Origin of the sequence: Paraflavitalea speifideaquila (assembly GCF_032395985.1) — a bacterium.
GTDB classification, from domain to species: Bacteria; Bacteroidota; Bacteroidia; order Chitinophagales; family Chitinophagaceae; genus Paraflavitalea; species Paraflavitalea speifideaquila.
On record NZ_CP135920.1, the window covers coordinates 604,410 to 624,406 of the forward strand.

21 protein-coding genes and 2 pseudogenes are annotated in these 19,997 nt (G+C 42.6%); 22 read left to right on the top strand and 1 reads right to left on the bottom strand.

Annotated elements, in window-relative coordinates; genetic code table 11:
• The first annotated feature begins 73 nt into the window (after positions 1–73).
• The 14 genes from RS881_RS04300 to RS881_RS04365 all read left to right on the top strand — a co-directional run bounded on the left by RS881_RS04300 (position 74) and on the right by RS881_RS04365 (position 11,996).
• Positions 74–259 carry a hypothetical protein gene (locus RS881_RS04300; RefSeq protein WP_315819954.1) on the top strand — a complete coding sequence of 62 codons (186 nt, stop codon included), beginning with the start codon at positions 74–76 and terminating at the stop codon, positions 257–259.
• Positions 202–468, top strand: a complete 267-nt coding sequence (locus RS881_RS04305; RefSeq protein WP_315819955.1) for an MMPL family transporter — start codon at positions 202–204, stop codon at positions 466–468. Before RS881_RS04300 ends, RS881_RS04305 begins: the two co-directional genes overlap by 58 nt.
• Before the next feature lie 483 nt (positions 469–951).
• Positions 952–1,827 carry a TonB-dependent receptor plug domain-containing protein gene (locus RS881_RS04310; protein ID WP_315819956.1) on the top strand — a complete coding sequence of 292 codons (876 nt, stop codon included), beginning with the start codon at positions 952–954 and terminating at the stop codon, positions 1,825–1,827.
• A 47-nt stretch (positions 1,828–1,874) separates the two neighbouring features.
• Entirely contained in the window at positions 1,875–2,963 is a 1,089-nt protein-coding gene (locus RS881_RS04315) for a hypothetical protein (protein ID WP_315819957.1), read from the top strand.
• The gene (locus RS881_RS04320; RefSeq protein ID WP_315819958.1) at positions 2,956–4,065 is read left to right on the top strand and encodes a TonB-dependent receptor domain-containing protein; all 1,110 of its coding nucleotides are present in this window, start codon (positions 2,956–2,958) and stop codon (positions 4,063–4,065) included. The genes RS881_RS04315 and RS881_RS04320 overlap by 8 nt, the downstream gene beginning before the upstream one ends.
• Before the next feature lie 14 nt (positions 4,066–4,079).
• A complete protein-coding gene (locus tag RS881_RS04325; RefSeq protein ID WP_315819959.1) occupies positions 4,080–4,646 on the top strand; it encodes a RagB/SusD family nutrient uptake outer membrane protein in 567 nt (188 codons plus the stop codon).
• Positions 4,643–5,245 (top strand): RagB/SusD family nutrient uptake outer membrane protein, encoded by a 603-nt coding sequence (locus RS881_RS04330; protein ID WP_315825053.1) that lies wholly within the window; start codon positions 4,643–4,645, stop codon positions 5,243–5,245. The genes RS881_RS04325 and RS881_RS04330 overlap by 4 nt, the downstream gene beginning before the upstream one ends.
• A complete protein-coding gene (locus RS881_RS04335) occupies positions 5,136–5,465 on the top strand; it encodes a RagB/SusD family nutrient uptake outer membrane protein (protein ID WP_315819960.1) in 330 nt (109 codons plus the stop codon). The genes RS881_RS04330 and RS881_RS04335 overlap by 110 nt, the downstream gene beginning before the upstream one ends.
• Positions 5,466–5,681: 216 nt before the next feature.
• On the top strand, positions 5,682–6,317 hold the full coding sequence (locus RS881_RS04340; RefSeq protein WP_315819961.1) for a hypothetical protein: 636 nt from the start codon (positions 5,682–5,684) through the stop codon (positions 6,315–6,317).
• Between the two features lie 483 nt (positions 6,318–6,800).
• Positions 6,801–7,154 (top strand): carboxypeptidase-like regulatory domain-containing protein, encoded by a 354-nt coding sequence (locus tag RS881_RS04345; protein ID WP_315819962.1) that lies wholly within the window; start codon positions 6,801–6,803, stop codon positions 7,152–7,154.
• Positions 7,115–7,636, top strand: coding sequence for a TonB-dependent receptor plug domain-containing protein (locus RS881_RS04350; protein WP_315819963.1), 522 nt, complete (start codon positions 7,115–7,117; stop codon positions 7,634–7,636). Before RS881_RS04345 ends, RS881_RS04350 begins: the two co-directional genes overlap by 40 nt.
• Complete coding sequence (locus RS881_RS04355; protein WP_315819964.1) at positions 7,609–9,783, top strand: SusC/RagA family TonB-linked outer membrane protein; 2,175 nt, start codon at positions 7,609–7,611, stop codon at positions 9,781–9,783. The genes RS881_RS04350 and RS881_RS04355 overlap by 28 nt, the downstream gene beginning before the upstream one ends.
• Before the next feature lie 138 nt (positions 9,784–9,921).
• Positions 9,922–11,193, top strand: coding sequence for a RagB/SusD family nutrient uptake outer membrane protein (locus RS881_RS04360; RefSeq protein ID WP_315819965.1), 1,272 nt, complete (start codon positions 9,922–9,924; stop codon positions 11,191–11,193).
• 20 nt (positions 11,194–11,213) lie between these two features.
• The gene (locus RS881_RS04365) at positions 11,214–11,996 is read left to right on the top strand and encodes a hypothetical protein (RefSeq protein ID WP_315819966.1); all 783 of its coding nucleotides are present in this window, start codon (positions 11,214–11,216) and stop codon (positions 11,994–11,996) included.
• A gap of 168 nt (positions 11,997–12,164) precedes the next feature.
• Here RS881_RS04365 and RS881_RS04370 read toward each other — a convergent pair.
• Positions 12,165–13,730, bottom strand: a pseudogene (locus RS881_RS04370) (IS1182 family transposase).
• A 179-nt stretch (positions 13,731–13,909) separates the two neighbouring features.
• Here RS881_RS04370 and RS881_RS04375 point away from each other — a divergent pair.
• The 8 genes and pseudogenes from RS881_RS04375 (at position 13,910) to RS881_RS04405 (ending at position 19,967) form a co-directional block, all read left to right on the top strand.
• Positions 13,910–14,110: a hypothetical protein gene (locus RS881_RS04375; protein WP_315819967.1), complete on the top strand. Its 201-nt coding sequence runs from the start codon at positions 13,910–13,912 to the stop codon at positions 14,108–14,110.
• Between the two features lie 24 nt (positions 14,111–14,134).
• Entirely contained in the window at positions 14,135–14,536 is a 402-nt protein-coding gene (locus RS881_RS04380) for an IS110 family transposase (protein ID WP_315825024.1), read from the top strand.
• Between the two features lie 113 nt (positions 14,537–14,649).
• Positions 14,650–14,985: pseudogene (locus RS881_RS58985) on the top strand (transposase).
• A gap of 868 nt (positions 14,986–15,853) precedes the next feature.
• Positions 15,854–16,381: a hypothetical protein gene (locus tag RS881_RS04385; protein WP_315819968.1), complete on the top strand. Its 528-nt coding sequence runs from the start codon at positions 15,854–15,856 to the stop codon at positions 16,379–16,381.
• 943 nt (positions 16,382–17,324) lie between these two features.
• Positions 17,325–18,383, top strand: coding sequence for a hypothetical protein (locus tag RS881_RS04390; protein ID WP_315819969.1), 1,059 nt, complete (start codon positions 17,325–17,327; stop codon positions 18,381–18,383).
• A gap of 125 nt (positions 18,384–18,508) precedes the next feature.
• Entirely contained in the window at positions 18,509–19,279 is a 771-nt protein-coding gene (locus RS881_RS04395; protein ID WP_315819970.1) for a carbohydrate binding domain-containing protein, read from the top strand.
• A 20-nt stretch (positions 19,280–19,299) separates the two neighbouring features.
• Positions 19,300–19,611 (top strand): hypothetical protein, encoded by a 312-nt coding sequence (locus RS881_RS04400; protein ID WP_315817070.1) that lies wholly within the window; start codon positions 19,300–19,302, stop codon positions 19,609–19,611.
• Entirely contained in the window at positions 19,560–19,967 is a 408-nt protein-coding gene (locus tag RS881_RS04405) for a DUF6443 domain-containing protein (RefSeq protein WP_315817069.1), read from the top strand. The genes RS881_RS04400 and RS881_RS04405 overlap by 52 nt, the downstream gene beginning before the upstream one ends.
• The last annotated feature ends 30 nt before the right edge of the window (positions 19,968–19,997 follow it).

The following is a 19,997-nucleotide window of genomic DNA, read 5'->3' on the forward strand; positions in this document are numbered from 1 at the left end:
GTGGGCCTTCCTGCTCATTGCACTTTGTATGCTTTACCTGTTTAGGTCCTTTAAAATTCTTTTGTGCTCCCTGGTGCCCAATATTATCCCCCTTATCATTACCGCCGGCGTGATGGGATGGACAGGCGTAGCCATTAAGCCTTCCACCGTATTGGTGTTTTCTGTGGCACTGGGTATTGCTGTTGACATTACCATTCGTTTTTGGTCAATTATAAGCAGGAATTACAACGTAATAATAAGTCTGCACAAGAAACAGTAATTGATACCATACATAAAACGGGGATCAGCATTATTTATACCTCACTTGTATTGATTGCAGGATTTATTATTTTTTGTTTCAGTGGCTTTGGCGGTACCCAGGCCCTGGGTTGGCTTACTTCACTTACCCTGGTATTAGCCACACTTACCAACCTCATTTTTCTGCCTACCCTGCTGATGAGCTTTGTGAAGAAAGAGCGAAAGAAATAAGGAGCCGTATACTTGTCATGAATGTGTTGAACAAAGGTCAATAGAAAGCAAGTACTGATATAGATAATACCCATTTCCGGGTATTTTGTCGTAAATCTTGATTTTTAATGTGGAAAATACCAATTAGAACAAGGCTTAACAATATCTTTACGAATGACATCCCGGCTGTTTAAAGACAGTTGCCCAATTTTAAACCATATAGTTATGAAGAAATCCATACTAACCCACCCCTTCTTCAGCATACCCACAACGGAGATTTCTTTCTTATCATGTTCCTGCAGTTTGCCATTTAATAGTAATTAAACAGCGTTGTTCAGTCAGTGTAAATATTGGCCACAGTTACTCCGTTGATATACCTGAATGAACCGTTGATACAACGCATCGCTGAATTCATTAGGAGTTATGCAGCTTTCAATACCCATACCTTGTCCCTTTTAATAGGCATTTATCGCTTTTACTTATATAAATTCAAAATCAACGTTCATGAGGAAAATTTTATGCGCGTTTCTTTGCGCCCTGCTGACGCTTAGTCAGTTGGGAGTACAGGCACAGGAAAGAACGATTTCCGGAACCGTACGAGATGCCGCTGGCGCCCCTGTTACAGGTGCTTCTGTTACAGTTAAAGGAACTTCATTGGGTACTACTACCCGTGCAGACGGAACTTTTACTTTAAATATTCCTGCCGCTGCAAAAGCAATCACCATTACTGCTGTTGGGTATGCTGCCCAGGACCTTTCCATCGGCAGTAAAAGCGCCTTCTCCGTATCATTGGCCGTAGAAGGCAAGGGCCTTGAAGAGGTCATCGTAACTGGTTATGGTAACCAAAAACGATCTACATATGTTGGCGCTGCTTCCAAAGTAGAGGCCAAAGCCATCAACCAGGTGCCCAACGGTAGCCTTGATCAGATTTTGCAAGGCCGTGCACCAGGCTTATATGTAACAGCCGGTTCTGGTCAGCCCGGTTCTGCTGCCAATGTCATCATCCGTGGTGTAGGTACCATTAATGGTACCAGTGCTCCCTTATATGTGATGGATGGTATTCCCGTGCAGGCGGCCGCCTTTGCTGCTTTAACACCGGGCGATATAGCCTCGGTGGATGTATTGAAAGATGCCGTTGCTACAGCACTTTATGGCTCCCGTGGTTCCAATGGCGTGATCGTTATCACCACCAAAAGAGGAAAGAGCGGAAAGGTCACTTTCGGCGTAAAATCTCAATACGGTTTCTCCGACCGCACCAGGCCCAAATTTGATATGATGAATTCAGCCGAACACCTTCAATTTGAAGAGGAAGTAGGAGTGGAAGGTGGATACAACATCGGACCAGGCTGGTATTTGTCAAGAAAAATCCCAAAAACATAGGATTACCCGAAACGAGGCTCGCCAGATATGATCAGATCCTGGACAGCTTGCGCAAAAATACAACCGACTGGAGTGATGTCTTTTTCCGTCGTGGTAAAACCCAGGAATATGAGGTCAATGCATCCGGTGGTGGTGACCGTACAGGATTTTATTCTTCGCTCAACTACTTTAAGCAAGAAGGTATAGCCAATCGTTCACAACTGGAGCGCATCTCCTTCAGAACCAATGTGGACTTTAAAACCGATAGATTAACCATTGGGCTTAGTACTACGTTGAACTATGCATCCAGCAGCTTCATTGAAGGCGAAAACGGTACTTCCATCGTAAACCCATTTTCTGCGGCATATTATGCATTGCCTTATGAGCTGCCCTATAGAAATGGTGTATTGCTGCATGGTGGAAACACCTCTGGCCCCGATTTAAGTGACGCTACTTACGATCCGCTAGTGCCTGCTGATCCGGATGGTGCGCTCGTTTATGATCAGCGCGAAGGATCCGCAGCTCTCGAGCGCCAGAACGCTACCACCAGCAAGCGCAATGAAATTAAAGCAGTATTGGGAGGCACCATCAGGTACAAAATATATGATGGCCTTTCTGCCATAGGTACTTTCGGCATGGATTTTCGCGAGCTGATGACCGAACGTTTCATTGATCCCAGAACCTTTGCCGGAAGCCAGGTAACCATTGGCGCACAGGGCTCTTTCTCTGAAGGAACAAACCGCTACATGCAACTATTTGGTAACGCCGGGTTGAATTATAATAAAACCTTTGTTGGCAAGCACCAGGTAGATGCCTCTGCCTTGGTAGAAAATATAAAAGCTACCAACCGTGCATTCTCGTATGTTGGCTATGGCATAAACCCCATTTTGCTCAATACCCCCGCTGCTATTACTCCGGGTTCGCCAGGAGGCTTCATTCCAACAATAGGCGGGGGCCGTGATGGCAGTGCTACTAACCTCGTTGGCGTCACCCAGTCCCTGATTGGTATCCTGCGCTATACTTATGACGGAAAATACTCCTTCAATGGTAGCTACCGCTTGGATGCTTCTTCGGCAGTACCCAAAAAAAAATCGCTCCATTTCTTATTTTGGTGTGGGTGGTTCATGGAATATCTTGAAGGAAGACTTCATGTCTAAGGTTGATTTTGTTTCCGACCTGCAGTTGCGCGCCAGCTATGGTACTTCAGCTAGCCCCTTCAACAATGCCTTTGGATACTTGTCATTGTATGGCAACTCTACTGCTCCCTACAATGGCCAGCCTGGCTATGTAGTAACTCAGTTACGTAATGACGATTATGATTGGGAATACACCAATACCACCAATATCGGAGTAGATTTCAGTTTATTGAATTCCCGCATCCGTGGTACCATAGAATGGTATAATAAAGCCTCCCACAACCTGTTCATTTCTCAGCGTCTGTCTGCCTGGTCAGGAGCCACTTCATTGAATGTAAATGCTGGCGAAATGCGCAACCGTGGTGTGGAACTGGCATTGTCGGGTGATGTAATTGCTAAAAACGATTTCCGCGTAACAATTGGTGGAAATATGGGTATTAATAAAAACGAGATCACCAGCCTAGGCCAGGTAAATGAGTTCCCCCTCGGAACTTCCATCATACGGGTAGGATTGCCCTATGGTTCCCATTTTACACCTAAATGGGGCGGAGTTGATGCTGCTACCGGTAATCCCCTTTATTATAATAAAGATGGTACCCTCACTACCGCCTACAATAGCTCTACTCAAAGTGTAGCTGAATTTGGCAGTTGGTTGCCCAAGGTAACCGGAGGTTTCAACGGTAGCCTCAACTACAAAGGGGTTTATGTAGAAGCCTTCTTCTCTTTTGCAGCCGGTAACAAACGGTTCAACAACGAAGATTTCTTCAATGAAAATTACACCTTTGCTACCAGCAACCAGTCTACCGAATGGTTCAAACGTTGGAGAAAGCCCGGCGATGTTGCCAAAGTACAACGATTTGGTAGCCCAAGATCCTTCTCTTCCAAAGATGTGCAGGACGCCTCTTATGTACGTTTCAGGAACCTTAATGTGGGATACAATATCCCTCGCAAGTACCTACAGCAGCTCAACATATTCTCTGCTGCTACTGTCTTCGCACAGGCTCAAAACCTCTATACATGGACCAACTGGAGAGGCTTCGATCCTGAAGACAACAACAACATCAGTACGTTCGAGTACCCCAATGCCCGCACATTTACCTTCGGTATCAACTTAACCTTCTAAGAAAAATTCAGTATATGAAGATGAATAGAATTTTATGGATAGCAGGTTTGGCCTTAATAGGTGTTTCCTGCAAAAAACAACTGGAGCTACTGCCTTCGGATCAAATTATAGAAGAAACCGCCATGACCACCGTTCCATTCCTTGAAAAAGGTATGGTAGGTGTTTACATTAATATTAATGGATCATATGATGCGGAGATTTATGCAACCAGCCTGTATTCAGATGAGGCCAACCTGCCTACTGAGAACAATACCGGCCGGGGCGTAATTGCCCATCGTTGGCAAACCGACCCAGGCAATGGTGAGGTGACTGCCGCCTGGGGCCGCTATGCTTTTGGTGTTGATCGTGCCAATCGGGTAATTGCCGCCGCTGATAAGCTCACGGGCCTCTCTGCCGTTGATGCTGCCACCAGGGATAGGATCAAAGCCGAAGCCATTGCGATAAGAGCCTTTTGTGAATTTCAGGTGCTCATCAACTTTGCAGAGAACCTCCAATCAGGCTCCCTGGGTGTTCCCTATAGTGCCGAATCAAAAATTCAAAAACCGGCACGCCTTACCGTAGGTGAAGTACTCTCAAAGTGAATGCTGACCTCACTGCAGCTGCAGGATTGATGCCTGCTTCTTTTACTGATAATACGCGTATTACAGCAAATGTCATCCGTGCCATTCAGGCCAGGGTAGCCCTCTACCAGAAAGATTGGGACGCAGCTATTACGGCAGCTACTGCAGCCATCAATGCTGTGCCATTGGCAACACCTGCCCAGTATCCCGGTATTTGGACTGATCAGGTTGAAGCTGAGGTGATCTGGAAACACAAAAGAATGTCCGGTCAGGCTAGGTTAGGTGATTCTTATTACGATCGTACCTCTTCAAAAATTATGTATGCGGTGTCCTACAAACTGTACAATACTTTTGCAGCTAATGATATTCGCAAAGCCAGTACAGTATTCGACCGGGGCGGCGGCCGCTATTCCGTAGGGAAATACATTGGCGGTACTCCTTCAGAGGCAGGCCGTGCCGACATTAAAGTGTTCCGCACAGCCGAAATGTACCTCATCAGGGCCGAAGCTTATGCCGAAAAACCAGGTAGCACTGGGTGCTGCCGATCTGAATGCTTTACGCAAACAAAGGATTACAGGTTATGTCGACGAAACCTTTGCTACCAAAGAATCCCTGATTAACGCTATCATACAAGAGCGCTTTAAAGAGTTGGCTTTTGAAGCTCAGCGTATGCATGACCTGCGCAGGAAATTATTACCCGTTGTCAGACTTCCACAGGATGCTGTGAATGCTGCTAATAAAACAACGCTCAACCCAACAGACAAGGAATATTATTACCCAATACCTGGTACCGAGATTCAGGCCAATGAAAACATGGTCCAGAATCCTACGTACAGGTAGTACATAATATATTCCATTCATTCACCCAGTCAATTTTACTTTATGACACAAAAAAATAGTTGCTTTACTACTCATAGCAGGCCTGGGGTACGGGTTGGCGGGTTGTAAAAAAGAAAAACAACCATCCCTCCCGCTGAAGCGCATTTCAACTATAAAACTTCAGGATCCTATTTTGTTACCCAGGATGCTGGTACAGTATATAAAATACCTGTAGGGATGACCACCACGTCCGATCAGGACAGGACCATCCAATTCACCATTGCTTCTCCTACCGGCGCAGCCGAAGGACAGCAGTACACCCTGGATAAGAAAACAGTAACGATTCCTGCAGGTAAAGCAGTGGATACCATTTACCTGAAAGGAAAATTCAGTGGTTATCCTACGGGAAGAAAGGATACCCTTGTTTTCACAATTACCGGTGGTGATGTGGTGGCGATGCCTGGTTTTAATGAATTCAAAGTGATCCTGCAGAAATATTGCCCTGTTAATATCAATGATTTTACAGGTACATACAATGCCCAGGATTTTAACGAGGCAGGTGTCGGTGGAAGTGCCTATACCTTAACGATCACACCGGGTACTACTACCGGCAATTCAGGTAAAATAACCGTTATGGGGATGAGAGGGTATGCTGTTCCATTTACAGTTAATCTTAACTGGGACAACCCGGCAGCTTTTACTACCGAGGTTCCTTCACAACCCTGGTTTGTGCATTCTACTTATGGTCAAACTACTATTAAATCTAACGGAAAAGGTACTTTCTCCAGTTGCGATAATAAGTTTAGGTTTGATTATGAAGTAACTGTTTCGGCTGGTACCTTCGGAAAAATGTATACCATATTGACCAAATAAAGGGATTCGTCCGATTTTCGGCAAACAAAAAAACATTGCAGGATTTTCCTGCAATGTTTTTTTATGTGCCTACCACAACCTATTGTTCAGTCAGCAATTTGGTTGGTTCGGCTGTACAAAATGTCATTTCATGTTACTCATGGAAATAAAAGAGTCAGGAATGCGATCATGAAAAGAATTTTTCGCGTATGAACTTGAAAAGTTTAAATCTCCAGCCTATTTCTATAATTATCTTGATTAAGAGTTAGAGGAATATTTTTATTAACAGCACATCATAATTCATCGAGGCGTATTAAAAAATGAGCGATCACATTTTATAAGAGGTGTTGCTAAACCGTGCTGGTACTGCATTTCAGAAGAAATACATTTTTAATCGAAAACCAATGTTTTCAAAAAAGTGTTTTTTAATCAGCCAATCCCATACTTTTGCGGTCTCTTTTTTTTGAACGTGTTTAATATTATTTTTAAACCAACTAAACTGTCATGAGAAAAATCTTGGTTATGGCCATGGTCATGCTATTGTTTACCGGACAATTGCTGGCTCAAAACAAAACTATTTCCGGTAAGGTTACAGATGATAAAGGAAATCCCGTTGCCAATGCATCTGTTATCGTTCGCGGTTCCTCTGTAGGAACTACTACCAAATCAGATGGAACTTTCTCCCTCACTACTCCTGCTAATGCAAGGATTCTTCAAATTTCTTCCCTTGGCTTCGACAGAAAGGATGTGGCTATTGGTGCCAATAACGATCTGGGTATAATAGGCCTTAAACAAAAGAAAATGACCTCGAAGAGGTCGTGGTTGTGGGTTTTGAAAGAAAAAAGAAAAGAGAAATAGCCGGTTCGGTGTCTTCTGTTAAGGCAAAAGATATTGAACAATTGCCTGTACAAAGCTTCGATCGAGCCATCCAGGGCAAAATGGCAGGTGTGCAGGTTACTGGTGTAAATGGTATCCCCGGTGGTGCCGTTCAGGTTCGTATACGGGGTATTGGTTCAATTAGCGCTGGTACTGCACCATTATATATTATAGATGGTGTACAGGTTTCTTCCGGCGACCAAACACGTAACTTCCCTTCCTCCAACGCATTGAGCGCACTCAATCCTGATGATATTGAATCTATCGAAGTATTGAAGGATCCTGCAACCGCCGCTATCTATGGTGCCCAGGCTGCTAATGGAGTTGTGATTGTTACTACCAAAAGAGGTAAAGCAGGAAGAACCAAAGTAAACTTCAATACCTATACTGGTTTCTCCGAAGTCACTAATAAAACACCTGTATTAACTACCCCGAGTTGGTCCAACTGGCCTATGAGGCAGTAACCAATGCCAGTGGTAAAGCTGCTGCTGATAAATTTGTACAGGATAATTTCGGTACATCCAAGTTTGATTCCCTGCCTACCTATGATTGGCAGGACCTGGTTTTCCGGACAGGATTCATCCAGAATTATGAATTGGGCGCGAATGGCGGTAATGAAAAAACTACTTTTTACCTCTCCGGTTCCTATAATAAGTTCAAAGGCCATGTAGTTTTCTCCGACTTCGAAAGAGGTACCATGAAACTTAACCTGGACCATAAGCTGAACGAGAAACTGAGCTTTGCTACCTCATTGAATGTAAGTTCTTACAAGCAAAATGGAGTAAGTAGCGCCGGTGCTTTCGCCAATCCCATGCGCTCAGGTATCCTCATGTGGCCTGGGAATAATCCCTATAATGCAGATGGTACCTATAATACCAATTTCTTTGGTAGCTATTACATCAACCCACTGCAAAACGGAGACTACAATATCTACAACTCCCGCACACTCAAGGCCATTGGTAATGTGTCTTTGACCTATAAGATTTTGCCTGAATTAAGTTTCCGCAGTGCATTCAACATGGAATTTACTGATATTAAGGAAAATCAATACCAGGATCCCAGAACCCCTGATGGCAACTCTGTAAATGGACGTGTAAGTAAATTCAACTCTGAATTTGTTGACTGGCAAACTGACCAAACCCTGAACTATACCAAAGTTTTTGGTGGCCTGCACAGCGTATCTGGTCTGGTAGGTATTCAATACCGCTCCAATGTATTCAATGGCTTCAATGCTACAGGCACTGGTGTTCCAACTTATCGCTTCACTACTTTAAGTGCAACTGGTATCCCCGCTGCTGTAGGTGCTGGTTTCTCCAACTGGAAACTGTTTGGAACATTTGCCAAAGCATCTTATACTTTTGATGAAAAGTACATCGTAACCGGTACCATCCGTCGTGATGGCAGCTCCCGCTTTGGTAGCAACAACCGTTATGGTTGGTTCCCCGGCGGTGCCGTTGCCTGGAGAATTAACAAGGAAAACTTCATGAACAATGTCGATTTTGTAGATGAATTGAAACTGAGAGTTTCTTATGGTGTTACCGGTAACAGCGCATTATCTAATTACGGTAACAGAGCCCTGTTGGGCCTTTCAGGTGAATATGGTGGTTTACCAGGTGCCACTCCTTCTCAATTGGCTTCTCCTAACCTTAGCTGGGAAGAAAACGTAAGTGCCAATATCGGATTGGATTATAGCTTCTTGAACGGACGTATCGCGGGTGCTGTTGAAGTATTCCAGAACGACCGCAAAAAATTGTTGCTCAACAGACCAATACCCAGCACCAGTGGATTCACCAGCATCAATGAAAATGTGGGAACCCTGAGGAACAGAGGTATTGAGCTCGAAATAACTACCCGTAACCTGGTAGGTGAATTCAAATGGACTACCAGCTTTAATATTTCATTTATTAAGAATAAGGTAATTAAACTGTTGAATGGTCAGGACAGGCTTACTACTGCAACACTCGTTGGCAGACCATTGAACTCTATCTTTACTTATAAGTATGCAGGTGTGAATCCCGCTGACGGACGCCCCATGTATTATGATACATTAGGGAATATTACTTATATTCCTGTATTGCGTGATCGCTATTACTTGGATAAAACATTTGATGCCAATTTCTACGGGGGTATTACCAATACCTTTAACTATGGCGATTGGGAACTGCGCGCATTCTTCCAGTTCTCTGGCGGCAACTTTGCCTACAACCAGGACAGGATTTTTGCTTCCCGTTCAGGCAGCACCTACGATCGTAACCAATACCGCGATCAGTTAAGAAGGTGGCAAAAACCTGGTGACATTACAGATGTACCAAGACCCTATAACGGCGGTACCCAACCTGATGCTAACGCGAATGCATTCGGCAGTGACCGTTTCTTTGAAAGAGCCGACTATATCCGTTTGAAAGAAGTAGTAATTGCTTACAACTTTACTAAGCGTATTGCTCAACGAGTGGGTATACAAGGTGGCCGTTTCTATGTGTCTGGGGTTAACTTATGGACCAAAACAGCCTATACGGGTTACGATCCCGAGTTTGTGGATAACAGTGCTGGTGATTTCGGTGTATATCCCCAGGGAAGACAAATGACTGTAGGTATTCAAGTAACACTCTAAAAAAGACTGATCATGAAAAAGCATTTAATATATAGTGTATTATCTGTGTTTGTGATAACATCCAGTTGCAACAAAATTCTGGATACACAACCTAAAGAATCTATCGAACTCGACCCCGCTCTTAAAAGCGTAGAGGCTATGAAAGCCACTATCACAGCCATTTACAATGGCTTGCAGGCTACTGGTTATTATGGACGCGATTACATTGCTGCAACAGAAGTGCTTACCGATAATGGTGAGATCACTACCAGCAACTCAAACCGTTTTGTTGCCCAGGGACGTAATACGCCCGGTAGCCACGTAGGTATTTTTAACGCCGCTTATTCCAACATCTTCCGAGCCAACTTTGTACTGAAATATGTAGATGGAACCGAAGCTAGCGATGCCGATAGAGCAAGACTTAAAGGGAATGCCTATTTCCTCCGTGGCCTGTGTTATTTCGACCTCGTTAAAAACTATGCTCGCAACCCCGCATTCATAGTAAATGGTTTCGACCTGGGTGTTCCAATTGTAACAGATGCCATCCTGGATGTTTATAAAATTGAATACCCTTCCAGGGCAAAAGTAGGAGCCGTATACACGCAAATTATTAATGATCTAAAACAGGCTATCACTCTGTTGGATGATGCTGAGGCGCCCAAAAGAGCGTCTAAAACATCTTCACAGGCTTTACTGTCAAGGGTGAGCCTTTATAATGGCAATTGGGACGATGCTGAGAAATATGCTACAGATGCTTTAGCTACCAAAGTGGCAACATTCGCTGCTGATAGCTCTTCTTATTTAACTAAATGGGGTAATGGATATCCCGAAATGATCCTCGGTCTGGGTTATGAAAGTTATGAATCATTGGGTACAGACTGTATTCAAGGTATCTTCTTCCGCTACAACGGTATTACTGGTTATGGCGATATCACTGCCCGTGCAGAATTGCTGAATGACTATTATACTAATGATCGTCGTAGGAAAAACCTGATTGCTATCCAGACTAAAGGTACCCAGACAGTAAACTACACCTTAAAGTACCCCAATGAGAAAAAGGTTTTTGGAACCGATGATATCATGTTGCTCCGTATTTCCGAATTGTACCTCAACAGGGCCGAAGCAAGAGCGCGTAAAGCAGCTGCTGATGAAGTTGGGGCCATGGACGATTTGAACAAAATTCACGTAAGGGCTGGACTGGCTCCACTTGCCGTATTAACAGGCCAAAGCCTGGTAGACGCCATCTGGAGAGAAAGAAGACTGGAGTTTGCTTTTGAAGGACATCGTTTATATGATTTGTTAAGAACTGGGAAAAATCTGGTGAAGGGAACTACTACTATCAACTGGGATGATTATAAGTTGATAGCTCCTATTCCAACAACAGAATTGGATACCAATCCTAACTTAAAGCCAAACAACCCCGGGTATTAATCTATTTAAACTGAAAGAAGATGAAGAAACTATTAATATCAGCTATAGCCTTTGGCACCCTGATTACCATTATCTCTTGCGAAAAAGAGAGAATCATTACATATGATGGGCCAGATGCCATTGAGTTTTATCCAGTAGCAAGAACGGTTTATACACCTACGTTTGTGTATCCCGATAGTGCAAAAATTCAATTTGTTGCTCCACAGCGCGTCAATGATGCCAAGGTAACTTATGGCATTGATGCAACCAATAGCACAGCAGTAGCTGCTACTGATTATCAAATCACTGGTACTACGGGTGAAACAGCAGTTCCTGCTAACACCAGCTTTGCTTTCATCAAGTATAATTTATCACCTGCAACAGCAAGCAAAAAGCTGATCTTTACTTTATCGGGTGGTGACAATGTAAAAGTGAGCGAAAACTATAAGACGCATACTTTAACGATTGCACCAACGCCTGTTATTTTTACGCCAAATACTAAAGCAATTACTTTTGCTGGTAGCACAGCTACTATACGTGATACCGTAAGGGTTCGTTTAAATGCAACGGCAGCTAGGTTCAGCCAGCCAATGACTTTGAACTATACAGTTAGAGCAGCTTCCACAGCAGTTGAAGGCACTGACTATGCATTTGTAAGCGTAAAAGGCGTTGCTACCGTTCCAGCCAGATCAGCAGATGCATTGGTGATCCTGGACATCAATCCCGTAGCAGCACAGAAAACCCTTGTACTGGATGTGACAGCTGTAACTGGTATCAGCCTTACAACATCCACACGGATTGTAACCTATACCATAAAGCCTTAATTTAATCGCTTTATAGACATAAAAAAAAGGCTGTCTTCAAAAGAAAGGGACGGCCTTTTTCATTTTATAGCGCTATATGGCGTGTAATAGAATAGCGTCTTGTGGGATAAGTAAAAAGATGGGTTAAATTAACCGATGAAGATTTTGAAGCAGGCTTTTGCTTGTTTTTCAGGCTGCTTTCTTTCTTAGTTTGTGTGCCAGTGCCAGTAAACCGGTTTCTACTGTTACTTTTTCAATACCACGCGGCATAAATCTTTTGAAGTGGTGGTTGTGTTTGATATTGCCAAATACCGGTTCGGTATCAAAGCAACGCTGTTTTCTCTTCTGTATGCCCCGGCTGTTCTTTAACCTCCTTTCTGCCGCCTCTTTCAGCCGGACGTTATTCAGAAAAACTTCTATTACCCGGTCGCCCTTCTGTGTATTGCAAATTCCATTTAACAGGCAGCTTTTACAGTCTTTGGCTTGGAACTTATCAATGATCTGCGGATAGCCGCCTTTGGTTTCTTCAATTTTACAACCCTTGTGCTTCATTGGCTCACCTATCGGACACAGGTACTGGTTCTTTTGGGCATCATACTCAAGCCGGTCAACGGCAAAAGGTTTCTTATTGCGGATGTTCTCATTCTGCATCCGGTCGAACTGGTTATACTTAATATAAGCAGTGATCCTTTTTTTCTCCAGCCACTGGTAGTTCTGTTCACTGCCATAACCGGCATCGGCAGCTATATTGTTGGGCTTTTGTTTAAACTGTTCAATATGACGACTGATGTGACCTGTCAGGGTATTGGTATCGGTCGTGTTCTGGTGGAGGCTGTAAGAGACTATATATTGGTTATTGGTGGTGATCTGTACATTAGAAGCAGGTTTTAATTGCCCGTTCTTCATCCCGACAGAATCGAGACAAGTCGTGGTCTTTCTTCATTCGCATAAAAGTGGCATCAGTATCTGTCTTGCTGTAACTGCTTCTGTTTTCGCTTAATACCTTTTCCTGTTGTTCGTATTTGTCAAGTGCCGCAGGCCAGTTCTTCCTTGCGTAATTGAGTTTTTGTTTAATGCCTTTATCTACCTTTTTATCCTTCAGTGCTGCATTAATAGTGTTGATGGACTCCGTCAGCTTCTCACTGTCTATCTTCTCAAAGGTGGTTGGGTCAGTATCGTCCAACTCTGACGCTGCTACCGATTGAGCATATTGCCATAGCTCACCCAGTTGCTGCTTCATCTTCTCCCTGTTGGTTTTGATGAGTTGCCCCAGACAAAGCTGTAGCTGTTGGCATTCGCTTCTATTATAGTTCCATCTGTATAGAGGTCCTTGATACTTAACAATCCTTGTTCACACAGCAGCATAACTACCTGGGTAAAGATCGGTTGAAGGCTCTTTTGCAAACGCTGGCCACGGAAACGGTTGATGGTATTGTGGTCAGGTCTGCTCATACCTGCCAACTACATGAAGTTAATATTCTGGGAAACGGCTTCTTCGATTTTACGACTACTGTAGAGGTTGTTGATATAAGCGTACACCAGCACTTTAAGGAGCATCTGCGGATGATAGCTACTGGTGCCGCCATGCTTATACTGTTGCACTAGCTGGCTGATATCCACCTTTTCAAGCACTGCATGCACAACCCGCATCGGATGGTTTTGAGCAATCATATCATTTAGGTCTGGTGGCAATAACATTCCTTGATTCCGGAAGTTTTGCTTAAAGACTACTTGTAGTGTTTTACCTCTGGCCATGCCCAATAACTCCACAAAAACAATCCTAAACAATATCTACAATCACGTCGTTTTATACAAATATATAGATAAGCCAAAACCCTAAAACAAAGAAGCTGCCTCAATTACTTTTTAGTTCCTATGTTTGAAAAAAATCATGACTTCGAGGAAGTGTAAGTTTAATTACAAAACTCAAAGTCATGATTTTAAACTCAATTAAAGGTAAAGATTTTACCGGTCAGAATATCTATGCAGGTATAGATACTCACCACAAAAGCTGGATGGTTAGTCTTTATAGTGATGAATTTGAATTAAAGACATTTAGCCAACAACCAGATGTAGATCAGCTGGAAAGATATTTGAAAAAGAATTATCCAGGTGCCAATTATTACCTGGCATAGGAAGCTGGGTTTAGTGGGTTCTGGATTCAACGTTCATTCGCAAAGAAGGGCATTCGATGTGATGTAATTCATCCTGCCGATGTGCCAACCAGCGATAAGGAAAACAAACGTAAAACTGATAAAGTTGATAGTAGAAAGATAGCTAAAGGCCTAAAGAATAGGCAGCTTAATGCCATCTATATCCCTAATGAACGTCAGGAGGCCGACAGGTTGTTATTAAGGGCGCGCGCAAACATAGTTCGTGATGTTACCATGGTCAAAAATAGAATAAAGGCCTTTTTGAAAATAAAGGGCATCTCTGTACCAGACAGTCACAAAAATGGCAATTGGACCAAGTCATTCATTACATGGTTGCAGTCATTAAAATTTGCAGAAGTCGCATGGAAAGCATCATTTGACGTATATATAGGGAAGCAATTTTTTTAATTGATCGTGAAAAGCAGTTACGAGTAGCTATCGGAGATTTATCTGTAAGCGAAAGATATGCATCCAATATAAAACTGCTTCTTAGCATACCATCCATAGGCTTGGTATCAGCAATGACGATACTGACAGAGATAGGAGACATAACGCGATTTAGGAAGCTGGATCATCTTTGTAGCTATTGTGGCCTGACTCCCAATAGCCATAGCAGCTGAGAAACAGAACGAATTGGTGGACTCAGCCGAAGAGGCAATCCCTTTATTAAAGTTATTTTGATAGAATGTGCCTGGATGGCTATTCGAAAAGATCCAGCATTGCTACTTTATTATAAACAATTGTTGCCTAGAATGAATGCAAATAAGGCAATTGTAAAAGTTAGCAGAAAATTACTTAACAGAATAAGATATGTGCTTTTAAGCCAAAAGAAATATGTTACAGGCGTAATTAGTTAGCGAGGATTTATTTTTTTCAGTTTTATAGGGTCAGGATATAATATAGTCTTATAAAAACTCAGGTGCGCCAATAAATGCAGGAGGCCGTCTGTGGCTTGCTCGCAAGACCACTCTTTTGAGTTTGCATTTGGCAACCTGTAAAAAATAATACTGGAAATTGCAGCTTGAACTATCAATGTCTGCCAAGAGAAGGTTGTTTTTATAGGACTTGAAAAGAATTGCACCAACCCGAAAGCTGGTGCAATATTGAAATTTTAACACTCGAGGCTTGGAATTCAACATAGAAGACTGCCTCTTCTAATTTGAGACATTGTGACTCTCCTTTGTTTCACACTTATGCATCGAATCTGCACGATTATACCCCTAAACTGCACGATTATGGGTTTGTACTTGCCGGTTCAATAGATAGTACCTACCTTCAGCTGACTAATCAGTACTACCGTCTATTATTTTATTAACAACCTAAAACCTGAATGTCCATGAGAAATAGAACTGCTTATTGGCCTCTGGGACCAAACTCATCGAATATTATTCGAATTCAGACATCATACTTTAACAACCTTCTTCAGAGGTGATGTTTTCTTAAAATATTTACTATAGTTACTCCTTACGTTCAGCATCTTCAAAAATTCCTGGAATCACGAATAGACTTTTGTGAAGACACCCTATCGCTAAGATGCTTAGGCATATGGCTGTAGATAAAAAAATATGAATTGCCTACACTTGTATATAACGCTTATGAAACTCTCCCAATCTATTTACGTATTAACTGCCATGCTTTTTTTTTCAAACTACCATAAATGCACAGCTAGGCTATGAGACATCAAAATTTCCGGAAATAATAGCGCCGTCACCGCAGGCATTTTCGATGACTAAATATGGAGACCTTCCTATTGGCTTATTTACCGGAACGGCACAATTCAACATCCCATTATATAATATTACCTCGGGAAAGATCAGTCATGCTGTTTCAGTTGATTATTCTACAAATGGTATCAAGATTGATGAAATACCTGGCAGCGTTGGTTCCAGTTGGTCCCTTAAGGCTGGCGGAGTTATCACCAAAACGACTTTGGGATTACCCGATGATGTTGGAAGCGTATTCAGAAATAAACCAGCTTCACATGAAAATAATAGCTTGGAAATGTATCATTTCCTAGTCAATAATGTCGAGCCGGCAGATCCACAACCCGATGTGTATAATTTTTCATTCGACGGATATAATGGAAAGTTTATAATTGTTGACGGTCAAATTAAGCAGGAAAAGCATGCTGCAATAAAAATTGAACGTCCAACTGCTGATGTATTCCGTATTACGACTCCCAATGGATTTCAGTATTACTTTGGAGAGAACATGGCTTACGAAGAATCAGAGTCTAAAAATACAATGAATTAGAACGTCCCACAATTTTCAACAAATCAAAAACTGCTTGGTTGCTTACTAGAATTATTAGCACAACCAATGATACTTTGGGTTTTAATTATTCAAGTATTTCAGGTAGTGGATCCTTCTTTACTGGGGTTTCTGAATATTATACTCCCATTCTTGGTTCGGGGATTGGCAATATTAACTATTATAATTTTTATACTGGAAATATAGAAGTGCCAACTCTTATGAACTGTGTGTCAGGATCAGAGTTCCAAAATTCATTCCATATGTCTAGTGGGGTCGGCTGGTTATTGAATGAAATCCTTTTAAGAATGGAAAGCTGAAATTCTATTATTCACCAAGGGAAGACGAAGGGATAGGTAGATTGGATAGCATCAGGATCAGCAACAAGGCCGGTGAACTGAGCAATATTTTTAGGTTTTCCTATATATACGCAGCTAACCCATCAACAGCATATGATACTAAATATACCAATACAACTATTCAGGCATTATACCCCGCGTTAAGAAAAAGATTATTTCTCACTACTATTGAAGAAGGGGGAATAAAGGAACTGTTGGACAAAAGCATAATTTCGAGTACAATGAAATGAATCAATTGCCTCCAAGGCTAAGTTATTCCCAGGATTTATTTGGTTTTCTAACGAAAAGAGGAACGAACGATTTATTCCAAATAATACATATGTAGATGATATATACTTCGAAGAAGTAGGAGGTGACCGCTCATACGATTTCAATGCTGCAGTGAAGGGCACTTTAAAAAGATTACCTACCCAACCGGCGGTTCAACTTCCATTACTTATGAACCGCATCTAATATTTGGGTATAATAAAAGAATAATTACCAGGGATACGATGTATATGAGTCTCATAAATAGTATAGCACGTGGCCAAGTGGTAAACTCGCCCATGTGGACAAGACCAAGGATGTTCTACATAAAAGCCGAAGTAATGTGGGCAGGTACACCACCCCCACCTGAAGCTATTAGAGGAGATGAGGGAATTACTTTATCGGTTTTTGATTCAGCTACAAATGTCGCTATAATCAATAATATTCCAATTAAGGCAGACACCATTATTGAATTAAAAGTATTAAACAATATTTATGAAAACAGCAAATTCTATACTAGAATTACAGCTACTTTTCCTGGCATTACAGCTTACGTAAGCATTATCCGGAAAGATGCTTTGTTGATTAACAACATAGACCAACCTTTAGCCGGGGTTCGCGTTAAATCAATATTCGACCAGGATGGCGTTACTAATGTAATCAAAAAGAAGAAGTACCTATACCATAAGTGGAATACGCCCAATCACAGCAGCGGACAATTATTCTACCCTGGGATACCGGAAACCAATTTTGTTGGAGTGGGCAGACATTTTACTCAAATGCCCAATGTTGGCGACTATATGTGTGCTTTTTATTCAATAAGTTCTAGTGGTACTTCCAACCTATATTTGAACGACTATAATACTGTTTCTTATACCGATGTTATTGAAGTGTTCGAAAACGAGGCAGTGGTTGGAGGCATTGAACATCAATATTTGAGTATGCCAAAAAGCCAGGCACACCCGTTGGGTAATACTTGGATGACAAATGTTTGGGATAATTCGCCGGTTTTGATTCCTGGAACACCTAGCGATAACGACGACTTTAATAACGGTTCTGAAGTTTATACCGGAACCTTCACCATGAATAACGGTGTTAGGAAATTCTCACAAAAGGCATACAATTATTTCAGCAAAGACAACCGGTTGTTTACTCAGGATACAGCGTATGCTGTTAGAAAAATGATCACCCGCAACAGTTATGATTTGAGATGGAGGTACAATGCCGATTATGACGTAAATAGATATTTTATTAATCATTTTTGGACCCATATTGATAGCAGCGTTGTTGTATCATATGAAGGAAATGATTCTATGATCAATAAAACTTCCTATGAGTATAATAACCTGGTTAGCCTTTCGCCCACCAAAGTCAATATAAGAAACAGTAAAAAGACTTGATTAGCAATGTATTCGGGTATTCTAACGAATTAACTGCTCCGGGGAATATCTACCAATTGATGGTTGATCGGAACATGACCCAGGAAGTTGTCTCAAGCAGAAAAGAAAAGAACGGAATACCTCTTTTGTCTACTACCAAAAAGTTCAAATTCTTGACCAACGGTAACTTTATACTCCCCGACACAATTATCAACAAAAACGAACTGTCAGGAGCAACAGAAAAACTAATATTTGAGGAGTATGATATTGCTGGAAATCTAAATAAGTTTTATAAGGAGAGCGATATGGTTACCCAGGTAATTTGGGATTACAATCTTTCACTTCCAATCGCCAAAGTTCTTTCTGGAAAGGGCGGTGTTATCGCTTATTCTTCCTTCGAAGCCGATGGTACCGGTAACTGGTACTTGGATCAGCCTGGCATGATCACCAGCTCCGATGGCCTTACCGGCACCAGGTCCTATGCCATCAATGGTGCCCTGGCTCGTTATGGCCTCGATCCTGCTCAAACCTACACAGTCTCCATCTGGACAAAAAATGGTATTCCCAACTACAATGGCTTTAATGGTACTACCCAGGTGATTGCCGATAATAATGCCTGGACCGCCGGACCTACCATTAACGGCTGGACTTACCGCGAAAAGAAATTCACCGGTGTAACCACCATCAATATTTTCGGCGGGGGTCTGGTGGATGAAGCTCGCCTTTATCCTTCCAACGCCCAAATGGCCACCTATACTTACGAACCCTTGGTAGGTATGACCAGTCAATGCGATGTCAATAACCGCATTACCTACTATGAGTACGATGCCTTCGGTCGCTTAAAGACCATCCGCGATGAGAACAAAAATGTGCTCAAAACCATCGACTACCAGTACCAGAAAAACCAAAACCAATAACCCACCTTATCCCTGCAATCATGAATCAGCATACCACTAACCGTCAATATGAGTTGGGCCCCTGCCTGCTACTGGTTTTCCTGGTCCTGCAAACCCTGGTCCAGGCACAAACCCCTGTTCCATTAAAAGACCCCTATAGCAGCAATACCAAAGTCAACTTCATCCGCACCTGGGATGCCAAAGCGCCGGAGCAAAACCCGGCTACCCTCATCACCCGGCCTCTGCGCGATGTACAACAAACCACCGCTTATTTTGATGGCCTCGGGCGCCCCTGCAAACCGTGGTCAAACAAGGTTCCCTCACCACCGGCAGCAGCCCGGTGGATATGGTGAACGCCGTAGTCTATGATGAATTTGGCCGTGAACAATACAAGTACCTGCCTTTCAGCGCCAACAATGCAGGCAGCAATCCTTCTGTCAACGATGGCCTCTTTAAAGCCAATCCCTTTCAACAGCAGGCACAGTTTTACAATAACCAGCTCACAGGACAGCCTGGCGAGACCAGCGTGGGGTCCAACAGCCTCAACTGGGCTTATGGTCAGACCATCTTTGAAGCCTCTCCCTTAACCGCGTACAGGAAAGCTTTGCACCAGGCGCCAATTGGGTGGGTACTAATGCACAGGTCAATGAAGCCAACCGTCGCTCTACTAAAATCAAGCATTATTTCAATACTGCCACCGATGACGTGAAGATCTGGTCCATTACCGATGTGGCCAATG